The 15,182-nt window shown below is 63.8% G+C and carries 14 protein-coding genes; 10 read left to right on the top strand and 4 right to left on the bottom strand.

Going from position 1 to position 15,182, the window contains the following annotated elements; translation table 11 throughout:
* Nucleotides 1–3 precede the first annotated feature (3 nt).
* Complete coding sequence (xseA, locus tag C4K40_RS25195; RefSeq protein WP_022640686.1) at nt 4–1,383, bottom strand: exodeoxyribonuclease VII large subunit; 1,380 nt, start codon at nt 1,381–1,383, stop codon at nt 4–6.
* A 47-nt stretch (nt 1,384–1,430) separates the two neighbouring features.
* Nucleotides 1,431–2,327, bottom strand: coding sequence for a LysR family transcriptional regulator (locus tag C4K40_RS25190; RefSeq protein WP_053131765.1), 897 nt, complete (start codon nt 2,325–2,327; stop codon nt 1,431–1,433).
* A 102-nt stretch (nt 2,328–2,429) separates the two neighbouring features.
* Between C4K40_RS25190 and C4K40_RS25185 the strand changes: the two genes are divergently transcribed.
* The 5 genes from C4K40_RS25185 to C4K40_RS25165 all read left to right on the top strand — a co-directional run bounded on the left by C4K40_RS25185 (nt 2,430) and on the right by C4K40_RS25165 (nt 8,228).
* The gene (locus C4K40_RS25185; protein WP_053131762.1) at nt 2,430–3,200 is read left to right on the top strand and encodes a sulfite exporter TauE/SafE family protein; all 771 of its coding nucleotides are present in this window, start codon (nt 2,430–2,432) and stop codon (nt 3,198–3,200) included.
* Nucleotides 3,201–3,331: 131 nt separating this feature from the next.
* Nucleotides 3,332–3,880, top strand: a complete 549-nt coding sequence (locus C4K40_RS25180; RefSeq protein WP_053131758.1) for a hypothetical protein — start codon at nt 3,332–3,334, stop codon at nt 3,878–3,880.
* Nucleotides 3,881–4,042: 162 nt separating this feature from the next.
* Complete coding sequence (gene guaB, locus C4K40_RS25175) at nt 4,043–5,518, top strand: IMP dehydrogenase (RefSeq protein WP_022640682.1); 1,476 nt, start codon at nt 4,043–4,045, stop codon at nt 5,516–5,518.
* A gap of 104 nt (nt 5,519–5,622) precedes the next feature.
* Nucleotides 5,623–7,200, top strand: coding sequence for a glutamine-hydrolyzing GMP synthase (gene guaA, locus C4K40_RS25170; RefSeq protein WP_022640681.1), 1,578 nt, complete (start codon nt 5,623–5,625; stop codon nt 7,198–7,200).
* A 302-nt stretch (nt 7,201–7,502) separates the two neighbouring features.
* Complete coding sequence (locus tag C4K40_RS25165) at nt 7,503–8,228, top strand: M24 family metallopeptidase (RefSeq protein ID WP_164485041.1); 726 nt, start codon at nt 7,503–7,505, stop codon at nt 8,226–8,228.
* A gap of 12 nt (nt 8,229–8,240) precedes the next feature.
* Here the strand turns inward: C4K40_RS25165 and C4K40_RS25160 are convergent, their stop codons facing one another.
* Nucleotides 8,241–8,687, bottom strand: coding sequence for a GNAT family N-acetyltransferase (locus C4K40_RS25160; RefSeq protein ID WP_022640679.1), 447 nt, complete (start codon nt 8,685–8,687; stop codon nt 8,241–8,243).
* Nucleotides 8,688–8,917: 230 nt separating this feature from the next.
* Between C4K40_RS25160 and C4K40_RS25155 the strand changes: the two genes are divergently transcribed.
* Both C4K40_RS25155 and C4K40_RS25150 read left to right on the top strand, forming a co-directional pair.
* Complete coding sequence (locus tag C4K40_RS25155) at nt 8,918–9,196, top strand: hypothetical protein (protein WP_031320431.1); 279 nt, start codon at nt 8,918–8,920, stop codon at nt 9,194–9,196.
* A gap of 5 nt (nt 9,197–9,201) precedes the next feature.
* Complete coding sequence (locus tag C4K40_RS25150) at nt 9,202–9,723, top strand: AlpA family transcriptional regulator (RefSeq protein WP_053131755.1); 522 nt, start codon at nt 9,202–9,204, stop codon at nt 9,721–9,723.
* A 12-nt stretch (nt 9,724–9,735) separates the two neighbouring features.
* On the opposite strand, the gene treR is transcribed toward C4K40_RS25150, so the two are convergent.
* A complete protein-coding gene (gene treR / locus C4K40_RS25145; RefSeq protein ID WP_022640676.1) occupies nt 9,736–10,440 on the bottom strand; it encodes a trehalose operon repressor in 705 nt (234 codons plus the stop codon).
* 230 nt (nt 10,441–10,670) lie between these two features.
* On the opposite strand from treR, the gene treP reads away from it, so the two are divergent.
* The 3 genes from treP to C4K40_RS25130 all read left to right on the top strand — a co-directional run bounded on the left by treP (nt 10,671) and on the right by C4K40_RS25130 (nt 15,159).
* Nucleotides 10,671–12,113, top strand: coding sequence for a PTS system trehalose-specific EIIBC component (gene treP, locus C4K40_RS25140; protein WP_022640675.1), 1,443 nt, complete (start codon nt 10,671–10,673; stop codon nt 12,111–12,113).
* A 52-nt stretch (nt 12,114–12,165) separates the two neighbouring features.
* Nucleotides 12,166–13,815: an alpha,alpha-phosphotrehalase gene (gene treC / locus C4K40_RS25135; protein WP_053131753.1), complete on the top strand. Its 1,650-nt coding sequence runs from the start codon at nt 12,166–12,168 to the stop codon at nt 13,813–13,815.
* Nucleotides 13,816–13,935: 120 nt separating this feature from the next.
* Nucleotides 13,936–15,159 (top strand): carbohydrate porin, encoded by a 1,224-nt coding sequence (locus tag C4K40_RS25130; protein ID WP_022640673.1) that lies wholly within the window; start codon nt 13,936–13,938, stop codon nt 15,157–15,159.
* Nucleotides 15,160–15,182: the final 23 nt, after the last annotated feature.

Below are 15,182 nucleotides of genomic sequence, written 5' to 3'. Positions count from 1 at the left end.
GGATCAGTCCAGTAGGGAAAGGGTGACAGGCGTCAGGTGGTTGTCCTCGACCCGCACCTGCAGTTCGCCTTCGCCCAGGCGCGCGGTGAGGCGCTGGCCATTGCGGGTTTGCGCGGCGCTGCGGATGGCCTGGCCACGCTCGTCGAGGAGAATGCTGTAGCCCCGGCCCAGGGTCGCCAGGGGGCTGACCACGTGTAGGGTCTGCATCTGGCTGTGCAGTTGCAAGCGCCGGGCCTTCAGGCCTTCGCGCATGGCCCGGGGCAGGCGTTCGGCGAGGCTGTCCAGGCGCTGGCGCAACAGCGCCAGGTTGCGTCCCGGATGCTGGGCGCCGAGGCGGGTCTCCAGGCGGATCAGGCGTTCGCGGCGGGTATTCAGGCTGCGCTCGAAAGCCCGGCGCAGGCGCATGTCCAGGTCGTCCAGGCGCTGTGCCTGCTGGCGCAACCGCTCGCCTGGATGGCGCAGACGCCGGGCCAGTCCATCCAGGCGCAGGCGCTCGCGCAGCAAGCGGTCGCGCATGCGCATTACCAAGCGGCGGTGCAGGCTGTCGACCCGCCGTTGCAGGTCGCTGGAGTCCGGGGCCAGCAACTCGGCGGCGGCCGAGGGCGTGGGCGCGCGGACGTCGGCCACGAAATCGCTGATGGACACGTCGGTTTCATGGCCGACGGCGCTGACGATCGGTGTCACGCAGTTGGCTACAGCCCGAGCCACCGGCTCCTCGTTGAAGCACCAGAGATCTTCCAGGGAGCCGCCACCACGGGCCAGGATCAAGGCGTCGAAGCCCCGGGCGTCGGCCAGTTGCAGGGCCCGGACGATCTGCGCCGTGGCTTCGCGGCCCTGCACTGCAGTAGGGATCAAGGTCAGCGAGACTTGAGGCGCGCGGCGCCGGAAGACACTGATGATGTCGCGAATCACCGCCCCCGTGGGTGAACTGATGATGCCGATGCGTTGGGGGTGGGCCGGTAGCGGCCGCTTGCGCTCGGCGCTGAACAGGCCTTCGGCGCTGAGCTTGTCCTTCAAGGCCTCGAAGGCCAGGCGCAGGGCACCGTCGCCGGCTGGTTCCACGGTGTCGAGAATCAGTTGGTAGTCGCCGCGTCCCTCGAACAGCGAGACCTTGCCCCGGACCTTGACCGCCAGGCCGTCCTTGAGCGCCTGGCGCACCCGCGCGGCGTTCTGCCGGAACAGCGCGCAGCGCACCTGGGCGCCACTGTCCTTGAGGGTGAAGTACACGTGGCCGGAAGCCGGACGGGCGAGGTTGGAGATCTCGCCCTCGACCCAGATATTGCTGAACACGTCCTCGAGCAGCACCCGGGCGCGGCCGTTGAGCTGGGTGACGGTGAGGACTTCGCGGTCCAGTCCGAGTCGTGCAAAGGGATCTTTAATCATGGGGCGCAGTTTAAAGGGCTGCTTCCCAATGGGCCAAGGCAAATCGCTTATAGACAGTCGCGAAAATGCTCGACGAACTGCGCCACCAGCGGCGTGGGTTCCTGGCGGCAGGCGAGGGCGATGACACTCTGGCAATCGCTATCGGCCAAGGGCAGGAAATGGATGCTGGCCGGGGCTATATCCTGCATCGACTCGGGCAACAGGGCGATGCCGAAACCGGCCTGGATCAACTGCAACTGGGTGGTCTTGCGCGACATCACCCGCGCCGCCTTGGGAAAGAAGCCCTGGCGCATGCACAACTCGGCCGAGAGGTAGCTCAAGCCGCCTCGCTGGGGATGGGGAATGGAGATAAAGGCTTCGTCGCGCAGTTGCGCCAGGTCGATCCCCTTGGCTGGTGGGGCGAGCGCCAGGGGATGTGTCGGTGGCAGTGCCACCAGCAAGGGTTCGCTGAACAGCGGGATGATTTGCACCCCTTCGCGCTGGCGCAGCACTGGCAGGCGCAACAGGCCCACGTCCAGGCGGCCCTCGGCCAGCTCTTCCAACTGAGCTTCGGAAGACAGCTTGACGATGTCCAGAGAGGCCCCGGGGCACTGCTGCAGATAGTGGCCGAGCCCCTGCAGCAGGCGCCCGCTCATGGGCACTGTGCTGGAATGGCTCAGGCGCAGGGTTCCCAGCTGGCCCTGGCCGACCTGGGTCGCCAGCTCGCCGGCCTTGTGCAGTTCGGTCAGCAGGTTGCGGGCCTTGGGGAAGAACGCCTCGCCGGCGGCGGTCAAGCGTGGCAGGCGAGCGGTACGCTCGAACAGCGGGGTTTGCAGCAGGCCTTCCAGTTCCTTGATCTGCCGGCTCAGGGCCGACTGGGCGACGAACAGGCGTTCAGCCGCAGCACTGAAGCTGCCGCATTCGGCGATTTCCACGAAGTAGCGCAGTTGACGGGTTGAAATCACAAGTCATGCCTTTTTGCGATGAGTGGGCGGCTACGACGATATTAGTCGCAAGGCTCGTCTCTGGCTAAAGTCGTGGGACATAAGGTCGAGGAAGTGGCGGTAATGAGTCTGTTCGTTGAAGGATTGAACCAGTGGGCGTTCGGGCCGGGTGCCTGGCTGGCGATCGGCTTGGGCATTGCCCTGGCCTACATAGTGTTCGGCATCGCCGGTTTCGGCACGGCGCTGGTGGCCGGGCCGATCTTGATCCTGTTCATGCCCTTGTCGAAGATCGTGCCGTTGCTGGTGCTGCTGGATTTCATCGCCGCCTTCGGCAGCTTCCTGTCATCACGCAAGGACGTGGCCAAGCCCGAGTTGCTGCGCCTGTTGCCGTGCATGGCAGTGGGCTGCACCCTGGGGGTAATCTTCCTGCTCAGCCTCAAGTCCGATGTGTTGCTGCTGCTGATGGGGATGTTCATTTGTGCCTATGCCATCTACAGCCTCTGGGTGAAGGCCCGCCCGGCGCAGATGGCGGCCGGTTGGTCGGTGCCCATGGGCATCGTGGGTGGCTTGTTCGGTGCCTTGTTCGGCAGCGGTGGCTTTCTGTATGCGATCTACCTGAACAGTCGGTTGCCCAAGGACTCGGCCCGGGCGACCCAGAGCGCGCTGATCAGCAGCAGTACCGTGGTACGCCTGAGCCTGTTCGCCCTGGCCGGGGTCTACGCCGAGGTATCGCTGCTGTTGCTGGCGCTGTGCTTGTTGCCGGCCATGGTGTTGGGGTCGTGGATTGGCCGGCGCTTGGCGATGAAACTGTCCCGGGAAACCTTCGTGCGCCTGGTGACCTGGCTGGTACTGGCCAGTGGCATTGCCCTGATCGGCCGTTACTTGAGCGCTTGACCTGCAAGGAGCAGGGATTAAGCTGCCGGCCCTCGGCGCGGCTCGTCGCCGAACCGGCTTCTACACTTGGGTGATGGGGTCGGCTCGCCGGCGCTGCGTTTTCCCTGTCCCTCGACGCTCCAGGCTGGACCATGAATTCCCAAAGCATCCTCGTCCCGAAAATCTCCACGTTGCCGGTGCATGAGCCCCGGGCCCGCGCCATCGTGCGCTGGCTGGTACGCAAGAATATCGTCGAGGAAGCCCTGACCACTTGCGGGCGCACCGGCAACCGCATGGGGCATGCCATCGCGCCAGGCGCCCGGGACGTGGTGCTGCATCCTGAGACGCTGCCGTTCGGTGAGCCAGTCAATGGCCTGGAGATCATCACCAAGCGCTGCATCTATACCCCGACCAAGGGCTTCCTCGAAGAAGCCGGTTGCGCCGAGTGTCGCCAGGAAGTCGGCGAGGCCTTGTTCGAAAGCCTGGAAGACTGGATGCCCGGGCGCACCGACAACTTCACCTGTCCCGAATGCGGCCATGAAGACGACATCAACGGCTTCCTGTTCCTCCAGCCGTGCGGGTTTTCCAACCTGGGCTTCATCTTCAACAACTGGGCCGAAGCGGGGTTCAAGCAGAGCTTCATCGATGAGTTCGCCGACTGGCTGGACCAGCCGATGAGCTGGATCAAGGTCGAGTTGTAGTTTCTTGGCGGGGGCGCCCGGTTGGCCGGGTTGGTTCCGGCTAGCATGGCAGGCGCTCTCCATCCATCACTCCAACGATATTAGATCGAGTTTTACATTGAGCCCGGCAGGCGGTCTGAGTATAATGGCGCGCTTCCATTTTCCCGCCCGGGAGCCCCCGCGATGCTGCGTATCAGCCAAGAAGCCCTCACCTTCGACGACATCCTCTTAGTGCCCGGTTATTCCGAAGTACTGCCTAACGAAGTCAGTCTAAAGACCCGTTTGACCCGTGGCATCGAGCTGAATATCCCACTGGTTTCCGCCGCCATGGACACCGTCACTGAAGCCCGTCTGGCGATCGCCATGGCTCAGGAAGGCGGCATCGGCATCATCCACAAGAACATGACCATCGAGCAGCAAGCTGCCGAAGTGCGCAAGGTCAAGCGTTTCGAGGCCGGTGTGGTCAAGGACCCCATCACCATCGAAGCCGACGCCACCGTGCGCGACCTGCTCGACCTGACCAAGACCCACAACATCTCCGGCGTGCCGGTGCTGCACAACGGTGACCTGGTGGGCATCGTGACTTCCCGTGACGTGCGTTTCGAAAGCCGCCTGGAAGTCAGCGTCCGCGAAGTGATGACGCCTAAAGAGCGCCTGGTCACCGTCAAGGATGGGGCCGTCGCCGACAAGTCCGCCGTTCGCGAGCTGCTGCACAAGCACCGCATCGAGCGCGTGCTGATCGTCGATGACGCCTTCGTCCTCAAGGGCATGATGACCGTCAACGACATCGAGAAGGCCAAGGCCTACCCGCTGGCCAGCAAGGACGACCAGGGCCGCCTGCGCGTCGGAGCTGCCGTCGGTACCGGCAAGGACACCGGCGAGCGCGTTGCCGCCCTGGTGGCTGCCGGTGTCGACGTGGTGGTAGTGGATACCGCCCACGGCCATTCCAAGGGCGTGATCGATCGCGTTCGCTGGGTGAAAGAGAACTACCCGCAAGTGCAGGTGATCGGCGGCAACATCGCCACCGGTGCCGCCGCCAAGGCCCTGGCCGACGCTGGCGCCGACGCGGTCAAGGTCGGTATCGGCCCAGGCTCGATCTGCACCACCCGTATCGTTGCCGGTGTCGGCGTGCCGCAGATCAGCGCCATCGCCAACGTCGCAGCGGCACTGGAAGGCACGGGCGTGCCACTGATCGCCGACGGCGGTATCCGCTTCTCCGGCGACCTGTCCAAGGCCATCGTCGCCGGTGCTTCCTGCGTGATGATGGGTTCGATGTTCGCCGGTACCGAAGAGGCTCCAGGTGAAGTCGAACTGTTCCAGGGCCGTTCCTACAAGGCCTACCGTGGCATGGGCTCGCTGGGTGCCATGGCACAGGCGCAAGGCTCTTCGGACCGCTACTTCCAGGACTCCTCGGCCGGTGCCGAGAAGCTGGTTCCGGAAGGTATCGAAGGTCGCGTTCCCTACAAGGGCGCACTGGCCGCGATCATCCACCAGCTGATGGGTGGCCTGCGGTCCTCCATGGGCTACACCGGCAGCGCGACCATCGACGAGATGCGCACCAAGCCGGAGTTCGTACGCATCACCGGTGCCGGCATGGCTGAATCCCACGTCCATGACGTGCAGATCACCAAGGAAGCACCCAACTATCGCGTAGGTTGATAGTGGTCGCCTTCAGGTCCAGGCCTGCAGGCGATCGACGAATCTAGTAACCGGGGCTGTGTTTTTCAGCCCCGTGTCGTTTCTGAAATTAGACGAGACTGACCATGGCCCTCGACATTCATGCTCACCGCATCCTGATCCTCGACTTCGGTTCCCAGTACACCCAGCTGATCGCCCGCCGCGTGCGCGAAATCGGCGTGTACTGCGAACTGCACCCGTTCGACATGGACGATGAAGCGATCCGCGAATTCAATCCGCGCGGCATCATCCTGGCCGGTGGCCCGGAGTCGGTCCACGAAGCCAACAGCCCCCGTGCACCGCAAGCGGTATTCGACCTGAAGGTCCCGCTGCTGGGCATCTGCTACGGCATGCAGACCATGGCCGAACAGATGGGCGGCAAGGTCGAAGGTTCCGAGCTGCGCGAATTCGGTTATGCCCGCGTTGACGTGGTCGGCAAGAGCCGCCTGCTGGACGGTATCGAAGACCACGTCGACGACGACGGCGTACTGGGCCTGGACGTGTGGATGAGCCACGGCGACAAGGTCACCCAGATGCCGGGCAACTTCAACATCCTGGCCAGCACCCCGAGCTGCCCGATCGCCGGCATGTTCGACGACGCCCTGGGCTACTACGGCGTGCAGTTCCACCCGGAAGTGACCCACACCAAGCAAGGCGGTCGTATCCTGTCGCGCTTCGTCCAGGACATCTGCGGCTGCGAAGCCCTGTGGACTGCATCGAACATCGTCGAGGACGCCATCGCCCAGGTCCGTGCACAAGTGGGCTCGGCCAACGTCCTGCTCGGCCTGTCCGGCGGTGTCGACTCCTCGGTGGTTGCCGCGCTGTTGCACCGCGCCATCGGCGACCAGCTGACCTGCGTATTCGTCGACAACGGCCTGCTGCGCCTGCACGAAGGCGACCAGGTGATGGCCATGTTCAAGGAGAACATGGGCGTCAAGGTGATCCGTGCCGACGCCGAGAAGCAGTTCCTCGACAACCTGGCCGGTGAAGCCGACCCGGAGAAGAAGCGCAAGATCATCGGTCGCACCTTCATCGACGTGTTCGATGCCGAAGCCAGCAAGCTGGAAAACATCCAGTTCCTCGCCCAGGGCACCATCTACCCCGACGTGATCGAATCGGCTGGCGCCAAGAGCGGCAAGGCCCATGTGATCAAGTCGCACCACAACGTCGGCGGCCTGCCGGAGGAAATGAACCTCAAGCTGGTCGAGCCGCTGCGCGAGCTGTTCAAGGACGAAGTGCGCAAGATCGGCCTGGAGCTGGGCCTGCCGTACGACATGGTCTACCGCCACCCGTTCCCGGGCCCGGGCCTGGGCGTGCGTATCCTCGGTGAAGTGAAGAAGGAGTACGCCGACATCCTGCGTCGCGCCGACCACATCTTCATCGAAGAACTGCGCAAGGCCGACTGGTACCACAAGACCAGCCAGGCATTCGTGGTGTTCCAGCCGGTGAAATCGGTGGGCGTCGTGGGTGACGGTCGTCGCTACGCCTGGGTCGTGGCCCTGCGCGCGGTGGAGACCGTGGACTTCATGACCGCTCGTTGGGCGCACCTGCCATACGAGCTGCTGGAGACCGTCAGCGGCCGGATCATCAACGAGATCGAAGGCATCTCCCGCGTCACCTACGACGTGTCGAGCAAGCCGCCAGCCACCATCGAGTGGGAATGACGCCCCTGCGGCTTGCCGCGACGGATAGCGTCATGGGGCGGCCAAGCCAAGGCTGACCCGCCCGAAAGGCCCCTGATTGCAAGATCAGGGGCCTTTTTCATGGCGGCGCAATACCTGGCCAGAAGCTGGTAACGAAAAGGGTTATGGACATGAGTTGGTTGAGCAAGTTGTGCAGCGCCCTGGGTCTGGCGAGTAGGCAGGCAGCGCCCGAGCCTGCCGGGGCATTGGCAAGTCATGAGCGCCTTGCCGAAGGCAATCGCCGGGCATTCGAACGGATAGGCAAGTTGCCTGAAGCAGAGATCGTGATTGAGGAGCGTCGGCTAGCGGTCCAGGTGACGCAGATCCTCCAGTCGCTCAAGCCGTTGATCCGTGAAGGCGTATCGGGACTGGAGCTGCAGGAGCAAGTCTTGCAGCAGATGCACGAGCGCCAGTTGTTGCCCGCCCTGGTGGGCTTCCAGGGCTATCCGGCGGCGGTACCGGTTTCGGTCAACGCCCAGCTGATCAGTTGCCCGCCCACCGATAAACCACTGCCGGCCAGCGCCCTGGTCAAGGTGGAGATCGTGGTGTCTTCGGACAAGGGTTATGGGGCGCAGTCCTGGACCTTCGCCACGGCTGGAGCCTCTGCCGAGCAACGCCGTGTGCTGGCCGGTGCCAGGCTGGCCCTGGAGCAGGGGCTTGGCCAGGTGTGTGCCGGCACGCCGGTCAACGCCATCGGCGCAGCCATCCAGGAAGTGCTGGATGCCCAGGGCTTGAGTGCCGTGGCCGAATACTGCGGTTACGCCATGGGCCGCCAGCGCATCCAGCCGCCCCAGGTGTTGGGCTACCGTGTCGATGGGCCGTCGGAGCCGATGCGGGTAGGGCAGGTGCTCAACGTCCAGGTGTTGGCCAAGGCCGGGACTGCGAAAATTCGCGTGCTCTGCGGTGGCTGGCGCGTGCTGGCCCAGGATGGCAACGATGGCGTGGTACTCAGCGCCATGGTCCGGGTCACCGAGGAGGGCATGGAGCGCCTGAGTGGCCTGCCGGACTGAGCAGGTTGCCGGTCAGTGCTGGCGTCGATGCCGGTAGGTGAGCATTTCGTCGTCGGGTCCAGGCGCCGTGCATGGCCAGCCCAGGGCTGCAAAGAACCGGCATGCAGGCAGGTTGTCGGGCATGACGTAGGCCATCCAGCTATCACCATGCTCCCTGGGTTCGATAGCCATCACCGCCCGAAGCGCCCGTTGGCCTATGCCTTGGCGCTTGAGTGCCGGGTCGATGGCGATATCGGTGAGTACCCAGGCCAGTTCGACGGGGTGGAAGCTGATGCCCAGCACTGCCACCAGCCGCTCATTCTCGAAATAGCTGTACTGCATGCCTTCCTTGTCCCCGAGTACGGCGGCCAGCCAGTCTTCATCCATGGGGCCCAGTTGTTCGTTGAGTGCCGGGTCTGCGTACCAGGAGCGGTACTGGACAAAGTCGTCCCGGGTAAAGCGCCGAATCCTCGGGTTCATCAGTGGGTTTTCCTGTGGGCGCTCACCATGGACGGGGCGCGGGCTGGCATTTGTGTTGCCGCAGGTTGGCAAGGGCGGTTTTTTCGCGTCCAGGCAACATCGAGAAAGACATGGGCGGCTGCTGTTCTTCTCCGGCTGTGTAACCTCGATGGCCCCCCCTCTGTCATCCGTCCCGAGGAAGGTGGGCGGGGGTGCAAGCCTTGAATCGCTGAGCATACTGGAGGCCACGGATGGCTCGTGCAACGCATCCCGAGCAGGAAATTGAAATGGCCCTGCGCTACGCCCAGTGGCAGGGCTGGCGGATCGAGGTCGGTGGCGAGCAGGTCTGGGGAATGATCTGCTGCCCCCAGGAGCCGCCGCTGTGCCTGTGCGGCGAGTTTCGCCGCGCCACGGTCTGGCGTTGGCCCAAGTGCCCGAACGGACATGCCCGGGCCCTGTGCCGGTTGATCGATAACTGCACCCTGCACCAGTTGCGCCGAACCGGGCCCCTGGCGCCAGGCCTGGAGTGAAGGATATGGAATACCTGTTCACCCTCGATTACCGCTTGCCGGCCCGGGACTGCGATCCATGGCAGGTGACCGAGCGCCTGGGCGCCGCCGGTTGTACCGATGCCTTGTTGGGCTGCGGCGTGAGCGGGCGCCTGGCGCTGGAGTTCCGGCGCAAGGCGAGCAACGCTCAGCAAGCCCTGTTCAGCGCCCTGGGCGAGATCCGGCAGGCCCTGCCTGGGGCGCAACTGGTCGAAGCCGGACCGGATTTCGTCGGCCTCGATGAAATCGCCGGGATCGCCGGCCTGTCGCGGCAAGACATGCACAGGCTGATGCTCAACCATGACGACAGCTTTCCCCTGGCCATTCATCAGGGCCAACCCTGGTGCTGGCACCTGGCGCAGGTCCTCGACTGGCTGGATGGTCACGGCGGTCGCTGGCGCGGACATCCGGTAACCGAGGTGGCTCGGGTGGCGCAACAGGTCAACCTCGCCCGGCAGGTGCGGTGCATCGGGCCGTTGAACGCTGAACTGCTGGCGCTGCTGGGTTGATCGCTCGCCGGCTCAGCGCCGCGCAATATCGGAGAAGTAGAACTTGTCCAGGGTATGGCGTGACTCGGTGTACTCGAACTGCCGGCCATCCTGGAGAAAAGTCTGGTTGCTGACCACGATCACATGGCTCTGGCCGTCCAGGTCGAGCAACTGCTGGTCGTCCTTGCTGCGCGGGCTGGCCTCGATGGTGCGCTGGGCGTAGCTGATGTTCAGTTGCAGGGTCTGTTCGATATAGGCGTAGATCGAGTGCTCGGCGATTTGCCGGTCCAGCCCGGGAATCAGCTCCGCGACGAAGTGGTTGATGTCGAGGATCACCCGCTTGCCGTCGATGCGCCGTACCCGCTTGATCCGGGTGACCAGGCTGCCTTCTTCTGCCTGCAGGTGCGCCCGCAGTGACCCTTCGAGAGGAAACTGGCTGAACTCCACCACCTCGGTGCTGACGTCGTCCCCCAGCCGCGGATAGGTTTCCTGGAAACTGACGATGCCACCCAGCTGGAACTCGATGGGAGCGGACGAGAGCACGAAGGTGCCCTTGCCATGGACTTTCTGCGCGAAACCGCGTTCCTGCAGCAGTTCGATGGCCTTGCGCACAGTGCCGCGGCTGGCCTGGTAGCTGTCCATCAGTTCGGCTTCCGAGGGCAGGCGGGCGCCGCGTTCCAGGCGTTCGGTGGTGATGCTGGCAAGCAGATCGCTGTAGATCCGGTTGTATTTGCTCATGGGATGGCTCTGTGCCGGACGGTGCTCAAGGCAGGCACCTTAAGGGCTGGGCGGGGCATTTGTCCATGCGCCTGACGCAGGCTCTAGCGAGCCTGGAAAGTGGATTTGGTGGGGGGACTCGAAGAAAAAACAAACTCGTCTGTACGAGTTGTTGATTTAACTCGTACAGACGAGTAGCTTTCCTCTCCGGCGTGCTGCCAATAACAAGAATCTCAGGTGGAAGAACGAGCATGAGCCACGACTATTCAACGATTGCCAGCGAGTTGCTGCACAGCCTCGGTGGCGCCGACAACCTCGAGCAGGCGGCCCATTGCGTGACGCGCCTGCGCCTGGCCCTGAAGGACCCGAGCCGGGTCGACAGCGCCACGCTCAACCAGATCGACCTGGTCAAGGGCTCGTTCTTCACCGGTGGCCTGTTCCAGGTCGTGATCGGCCCCGGCGAGGTGGAAAAGGTCTACGCGGCACTGCGCGAGCAGACCGGCCTTGCCGTCTCGACCATTGCCGATGTGAAGCACAAGGGCGCGCAGAAGGCCCACGCCATGCAGCGCCTGGTGCGGGTCTTCTCCGACGTGTTCATGCCGATCCTGCCGGCCCTGATCATCGCCGGGCTGTTGATGGGGGTGAACAACCTGCTGGCCGCCAAGGGCATGTTCATCGAGGGCAAGACCTTGCTTGAGGCCCATCCGGACCTGGACGGGTTGTGGAGCCTGATCAACCTGATGGCCAACACCTCTTTTGTGTTCCTGCCGGCCCTGGTGGGCTGGTCGGCGGCCAAGCGCTTTGGCGGCAGCGAGATCCTCGGCATCGTCCTGGGCCTGATGCTGGTCCACCCGGACCTGCTCAACGCCTGGAACTACGGCAAGGCCGTGGCCGGCCTGGATGGCCAGAGCCTGCCGTACTTCGACATCCTTGGCCTGTTCCAGATCGAGAAGGTCGGCTACCAGGGGCAGATCCTGCCGATCCTGCTGGCCGCCTACGTGATGAGCGTGATCGAGAAGTGGCTGCGGGCGAGGGTGCCCAATGCCATTACCCTGCTGGTGGTGCCCATCACCACCATCGTGGTCACCGGGGTGCTGGCCCTGGCGATCATCGGACCGGTGACCCGCCACCTGGGAATCCTGATCACCGAGGGCGTGGTCACGCTGTTCGAGCTGGCGCCGATGGTGGGCGGGGCGATCTTCGGCCTGCTCTATGCGCCACTGGTGATCACCGGCATGCACCACATGTTCCTGGCGGTCGACCTGCAACTGATTTCTACCCAGGGCGGCACCTTCATCTGGCCGATGATCGTCATGTCCAACCTGGCCCAGGGCAGTGCCGCCCTGGCGGTATTCACCATGAGCCGTAACGCCCGGGACCGCAGCATGGCCTCGACCTCGGCGGTCTCGGCGTATTTCGGCATCACCGAGCCGGCGATGTTCGGGGTCAACCTGCGCTACAAGTTTCCGTTCTACGCCGCGCTGATCGGCTCGGCCCTGGGCAGCGTCGTTCTCTCGCTGAACAAGGTCCAGGCCTCGGCCATCGGTGTCGGCGGGCTGCCGGGATTCATCTCGATCATTCCCCAATACATCCCGATGTTCGTCATTGGCATGGTCGTGGCCCTGGTGGTGCCCTTCGTCCTCACTTGCGGCTTGAGCCTGAAGATCATCCGTCCCGGTTACCGAGTGGCCTGACCGGCCTGGCAGGAGGCGGTGAATGCTTGTGCACTTTCCAAAGGAATCCCCCATGCAAGACTGGCAGCGCTCGGTGATCTACCAGATCTACCCGAAAAGTTTTCACAGCCACTCAGGACAGGCCACAGGCGACCTGCTGGGCGTGGTAGACAAGCTCGACTACCTGCACTGGCTGGGGGTCGACTGCCTGTGGCTGACTCCGTTCCTGCGCTCGCCGCAGCGCGACAACGGCTATGACATCAGCGACTACTACGCCATCGATCCCAGCTACGGCAGCATGGCCGACTGCGAACTGTTGATCGCGGAGGCCGGCAAGCGCGGCATCAAGCTGATGCTCGACATCGTGGTCAACCACACCTCCATCGAGCACAGCTGGTTCCAGCAGGCCCGCAGCAGCCTGGACAACCCTTACCGGGACTTCTACATCTGGCGCGACGAGCCCAACAACTGGGAGTCCAAGTTCGGCGGCTCGGCCTGGGAGTACGAGGCGCAGACCGGCCAGTACTACCTGCACCTGTTCGATCACACCCAGGCCGATCTGAACTGGGACAACCCCCAGGTGCGCGCCGAAGTCTTCAAGATGATGCGCTTCTGGCGGGACAAGGGGGTCGGCGGCTTTCGCCTGGATGTGATCAACCTGATCTCCAAGCCGGCGGATTTTCCCGAAGACCAGAGCGACGGCCGACGTTTCTATACCGATGGCCCGAACGTCCATGAGTACCTGCAGGAGATGCATCGGGAGGTGTTCGCCGGCCACGACCTGGTGAATGTCGGCGAGATGTCTTCCACCCGCCTGGAGCATTGCATCCGCTACTCGAACCCGGAGTCGAAGGAGCTGTCGATGACCTTCAACTTCCATCACCTGAAGGTGGATTACCCCAACCAGCAGAAGTGGTTGCGGGCCGATTTCGACTTCCTCGAACTCAAGCGCATCTTGTCCGATTGGCAGTGCGGCATGCAGGCTGGCGGCGGCTGGAACGCGTTGTTCTGGTGCAATCACGACCAGCCCCGGGTGGTATCGCGGTTCGGCGACGACGGCGAGCATCGGGTGGTGTCGGCGAAGATGCTGGCCACCGCCTTGCACCTGCTGCAGGGCACGCCCTTCGTCTACCAGGGCGAAGAGCTGGGCATGACCAATCCGCATTTCCAGCGCATCGAGCAATACCGCGACGTCGAGACCCTGAACATCTACCGCCTCAAGCACGAGGCTGGTGAAGACCCGCAACAGATCATGGCGGCGATCCAGCAGAAGTCCCGGGACAACGGACGTACACCCATGCAATGGAATACCGGGGCCAATGCCGGCTTCAGCAGCGCCGAGCCCTGGATCGAGGTCGCGGCCAATGCCGACCGGATCAATGTCGAGTCGCAGCAAGAGGACCCGCAGTCGGTGTTGCACCACTATCGTCGGTTGATCGCCTTGCGTCGGGAACAGGCGTTGATCCAGCACGGCATCTACCGCCAATTGCTGCCCGACCACCCACAGCTCTGGATCTACGTGCGCGAAGGGCAGGGCGAGCGCCTGCTGGTGGTGAACAATTTCTATGGCACGCCGTGCGAGGTCCAATTGCCGCCGCAGATTATCGCGCCGGGTATGCAACAGCGGCAGCTGATCAGCAACTACCTGGGCGATGTCGTGCGCAGCCGGCAGTTGCTGCTGCGGCCCTATGAGTCCTTCGTCCTGCACCTGGCCGACGCCTAGTAGCCAGGTGGCTTTTGCCGTTTGCCAGGCATGCGCTGTACCGGAGCCAGCGCAGGGCCTCGCGCCGGCCTGCCGGCGCCTGCGGATCCGGATATCACAATAAAAATAATGGGGTGGCTTATGAAAACAACGATCAATCGCGGTTTGGCGGCGTCCTGCCTGTGCCTGGCCTTGCCTTATCCGGCCCAGGCCCTGGAGTTTGCCGGCTACCTGCGCAGTGGCCTCGGCACTTCGGTCAACAGTGGCGGGCAATCGTGCTTCCAGCTTCCCGGCGCGCCATCCAAATACCGCCTGGGCAACGAGTGCGAGCAGTACGCCGAGCTGGAGCTGCGCCAGGATCTGTACACCCTCGAGGACGGTTCGGTGCTCAGCATCGATGGCATGGCATCGCTCAACAACCGCTACGACCGCAACCTGACCTTCCAGGGGGAGAACGGCTCGGCGCGCATGCCGCAGATGTATGCCCAGTGGTCGAAGCTGCCCAGCCTCAATGGCGGTTCGCTGTGGGCCGGGCGTCGTTACTACAAGCGTAACGACATCCATATCTCCGACTTCTACTACTGGAACCAGAGCGCCACCGGCGGCGGGGTCGAGGACGTGCGCATCGGCGATCTGAAATACAGCTATGCCTTTTCCCGCAAGGACAACCTCTACCAGAAGCAGGCCGTGACCCGTCATGACTTCAACGTCGCCGGCTTCCAGAGCAACCCCGGCGGCGAATTGGAGCTGGGCCTGAGCTACCTGGAAAAGCCCGATCGCCGTGGCGCTCACAACGGCTGGGCGATCACCACCCAGCATGTGCAACAGGGTTTCCTGGGCGGCAAGAACAAGCTCGCCCTGCAATACGGCGAGGGCCCGGGCACCGGCCTGGGCTATACCGGCAACTCCTACCTGGATGACAGTAACAAGAGCTATCGCCTGGTGGAGTTTTTCGACTGGCAACTGACCCCACGCTTCGGCGGTCAGTTTGAGGCGGTCTATCAGAAGGACATTCGCCCCGACGGCCAGGACCAGAGCTGGATCTCCCTTGGCGTGCGCCCGGCCTATGCCATCACCGAGCAGTTCAAGCTGGTGGCCGAGTTCGGCCACGATCAGGTGGAGGCCCCCGGGGGCACGCGCAAGCTCAGCAAGTTCACCTTCGCGCCGACCTGGTCGCCCAAGGGACCGGAGTTCTGGGCCCGTCCCGAGGTGCGCCTGTATTACACCTATGCCAGCTGGAACGAGGCGGCCAAGCGTGCGGCCAACCAACTGGCGGCCGGCTCCGCGCTGTCCGACAGCGGTGCGTTCGGCAGCGCCCGACATGGGGCGAACGTCGGTTTGCAGGTCGAGTACTGGTGGAAATAAGCGATGCTGGCGGGGCTCGCGCT

It is taken from the genome of Pseudomonas sp. CMR5c, assembly GCF_003850545.1.
GTDB classification, from domain to species: Bacteria; Pseudomonadota; Gammaproteobacteria; order Pseudomonadales; family Pseudomonadaceae; genus Aquipseudomonas; species Aquipseudomonas piscis.
The sequence above is the reverse complement of the archived record's forward strand: the minus strand, read 5'-3'. Positions and strand labels throughout refer to the sequence as shown.

Coding starts and splice junctions, on each gene's coding strand:
- C4K40_RS25180 (WP_053131758.1), top strand. CDS start 3,332: ATGAATTCCCAAAGCATCCTCGTCCCGAAAATCTCCACGTTGCCGGTG.
- C4K40_RS25130 (WP_022640673.1), top strand. CDS start 13,936: ATGAAAACAACGATCAATCGCGGTTTGGCGGCGTCCTGCCTGTGCCTG.
- treC (WP_053131753.1), top strand. CDS start 12,166: ATGCAAGACTGGCAGCGCTCGGTGATCTACCAGATCTACCCGAAAAGT.
- C4K40_RS25155 (WP_031320431.1), top strand. CDS start 8,918: ATGGCTCGTGCAACGCATCCCGAGCAGGAAATTGAAATGGCCCTGCGC.
- xseA (WP_022640686.1), bottom strand. CDS start 1,383: ATGATTAAAGATCCCTTTGCACGACTCGGACTGGACCGCGAAGTCCTC.
- C4K40_RS25150 (WP_053131755.1), top strand. CDS start 9,202: ATGGAATACCTGTTCACCCTCGATTACCGCTTGCCGGCCCGGGACTGC.
- C4K40_RS25160 (WP_022640679.1), bottom strand. CDS start 8,687: ATGAACCCGAGGATTCGGCGCTTTACCCGGGACGACTTTGTCCAGTAC.
- treR (WP_022640676.1), bottom strand. CDS start 10,440: ATGAGCAAATACAACCGGATCTACAGCGATCTGCTTGCCAGCATCACC.
- guaB (WP_022640682.1), top strand. CDS start 4,043: ATGCTGCGTATCAGCCAAGAAGCCCTCACCTTCGACGACATCCTCTTA.
- guaA (WP_022640681.1), top strand. CDS start 5,623: ATGGCCCTCGACATTCATGCTCACCGCATCCTGATCCTCGACTTCGGT.
- C4K40_RS25185 (WP_053131762.1), top strand. CDS start 2,430: ATGAGTCTGTTCGTTGAAGGATTGAACCAGTGGGCGTTCGGGCCGGGT.
- treP (WP_022640675.1), top strand. CDS start 10,671: ATGAGCCACGACTATTCAACGATTGCCAGCGAGTTGCTGCACAGCCTC.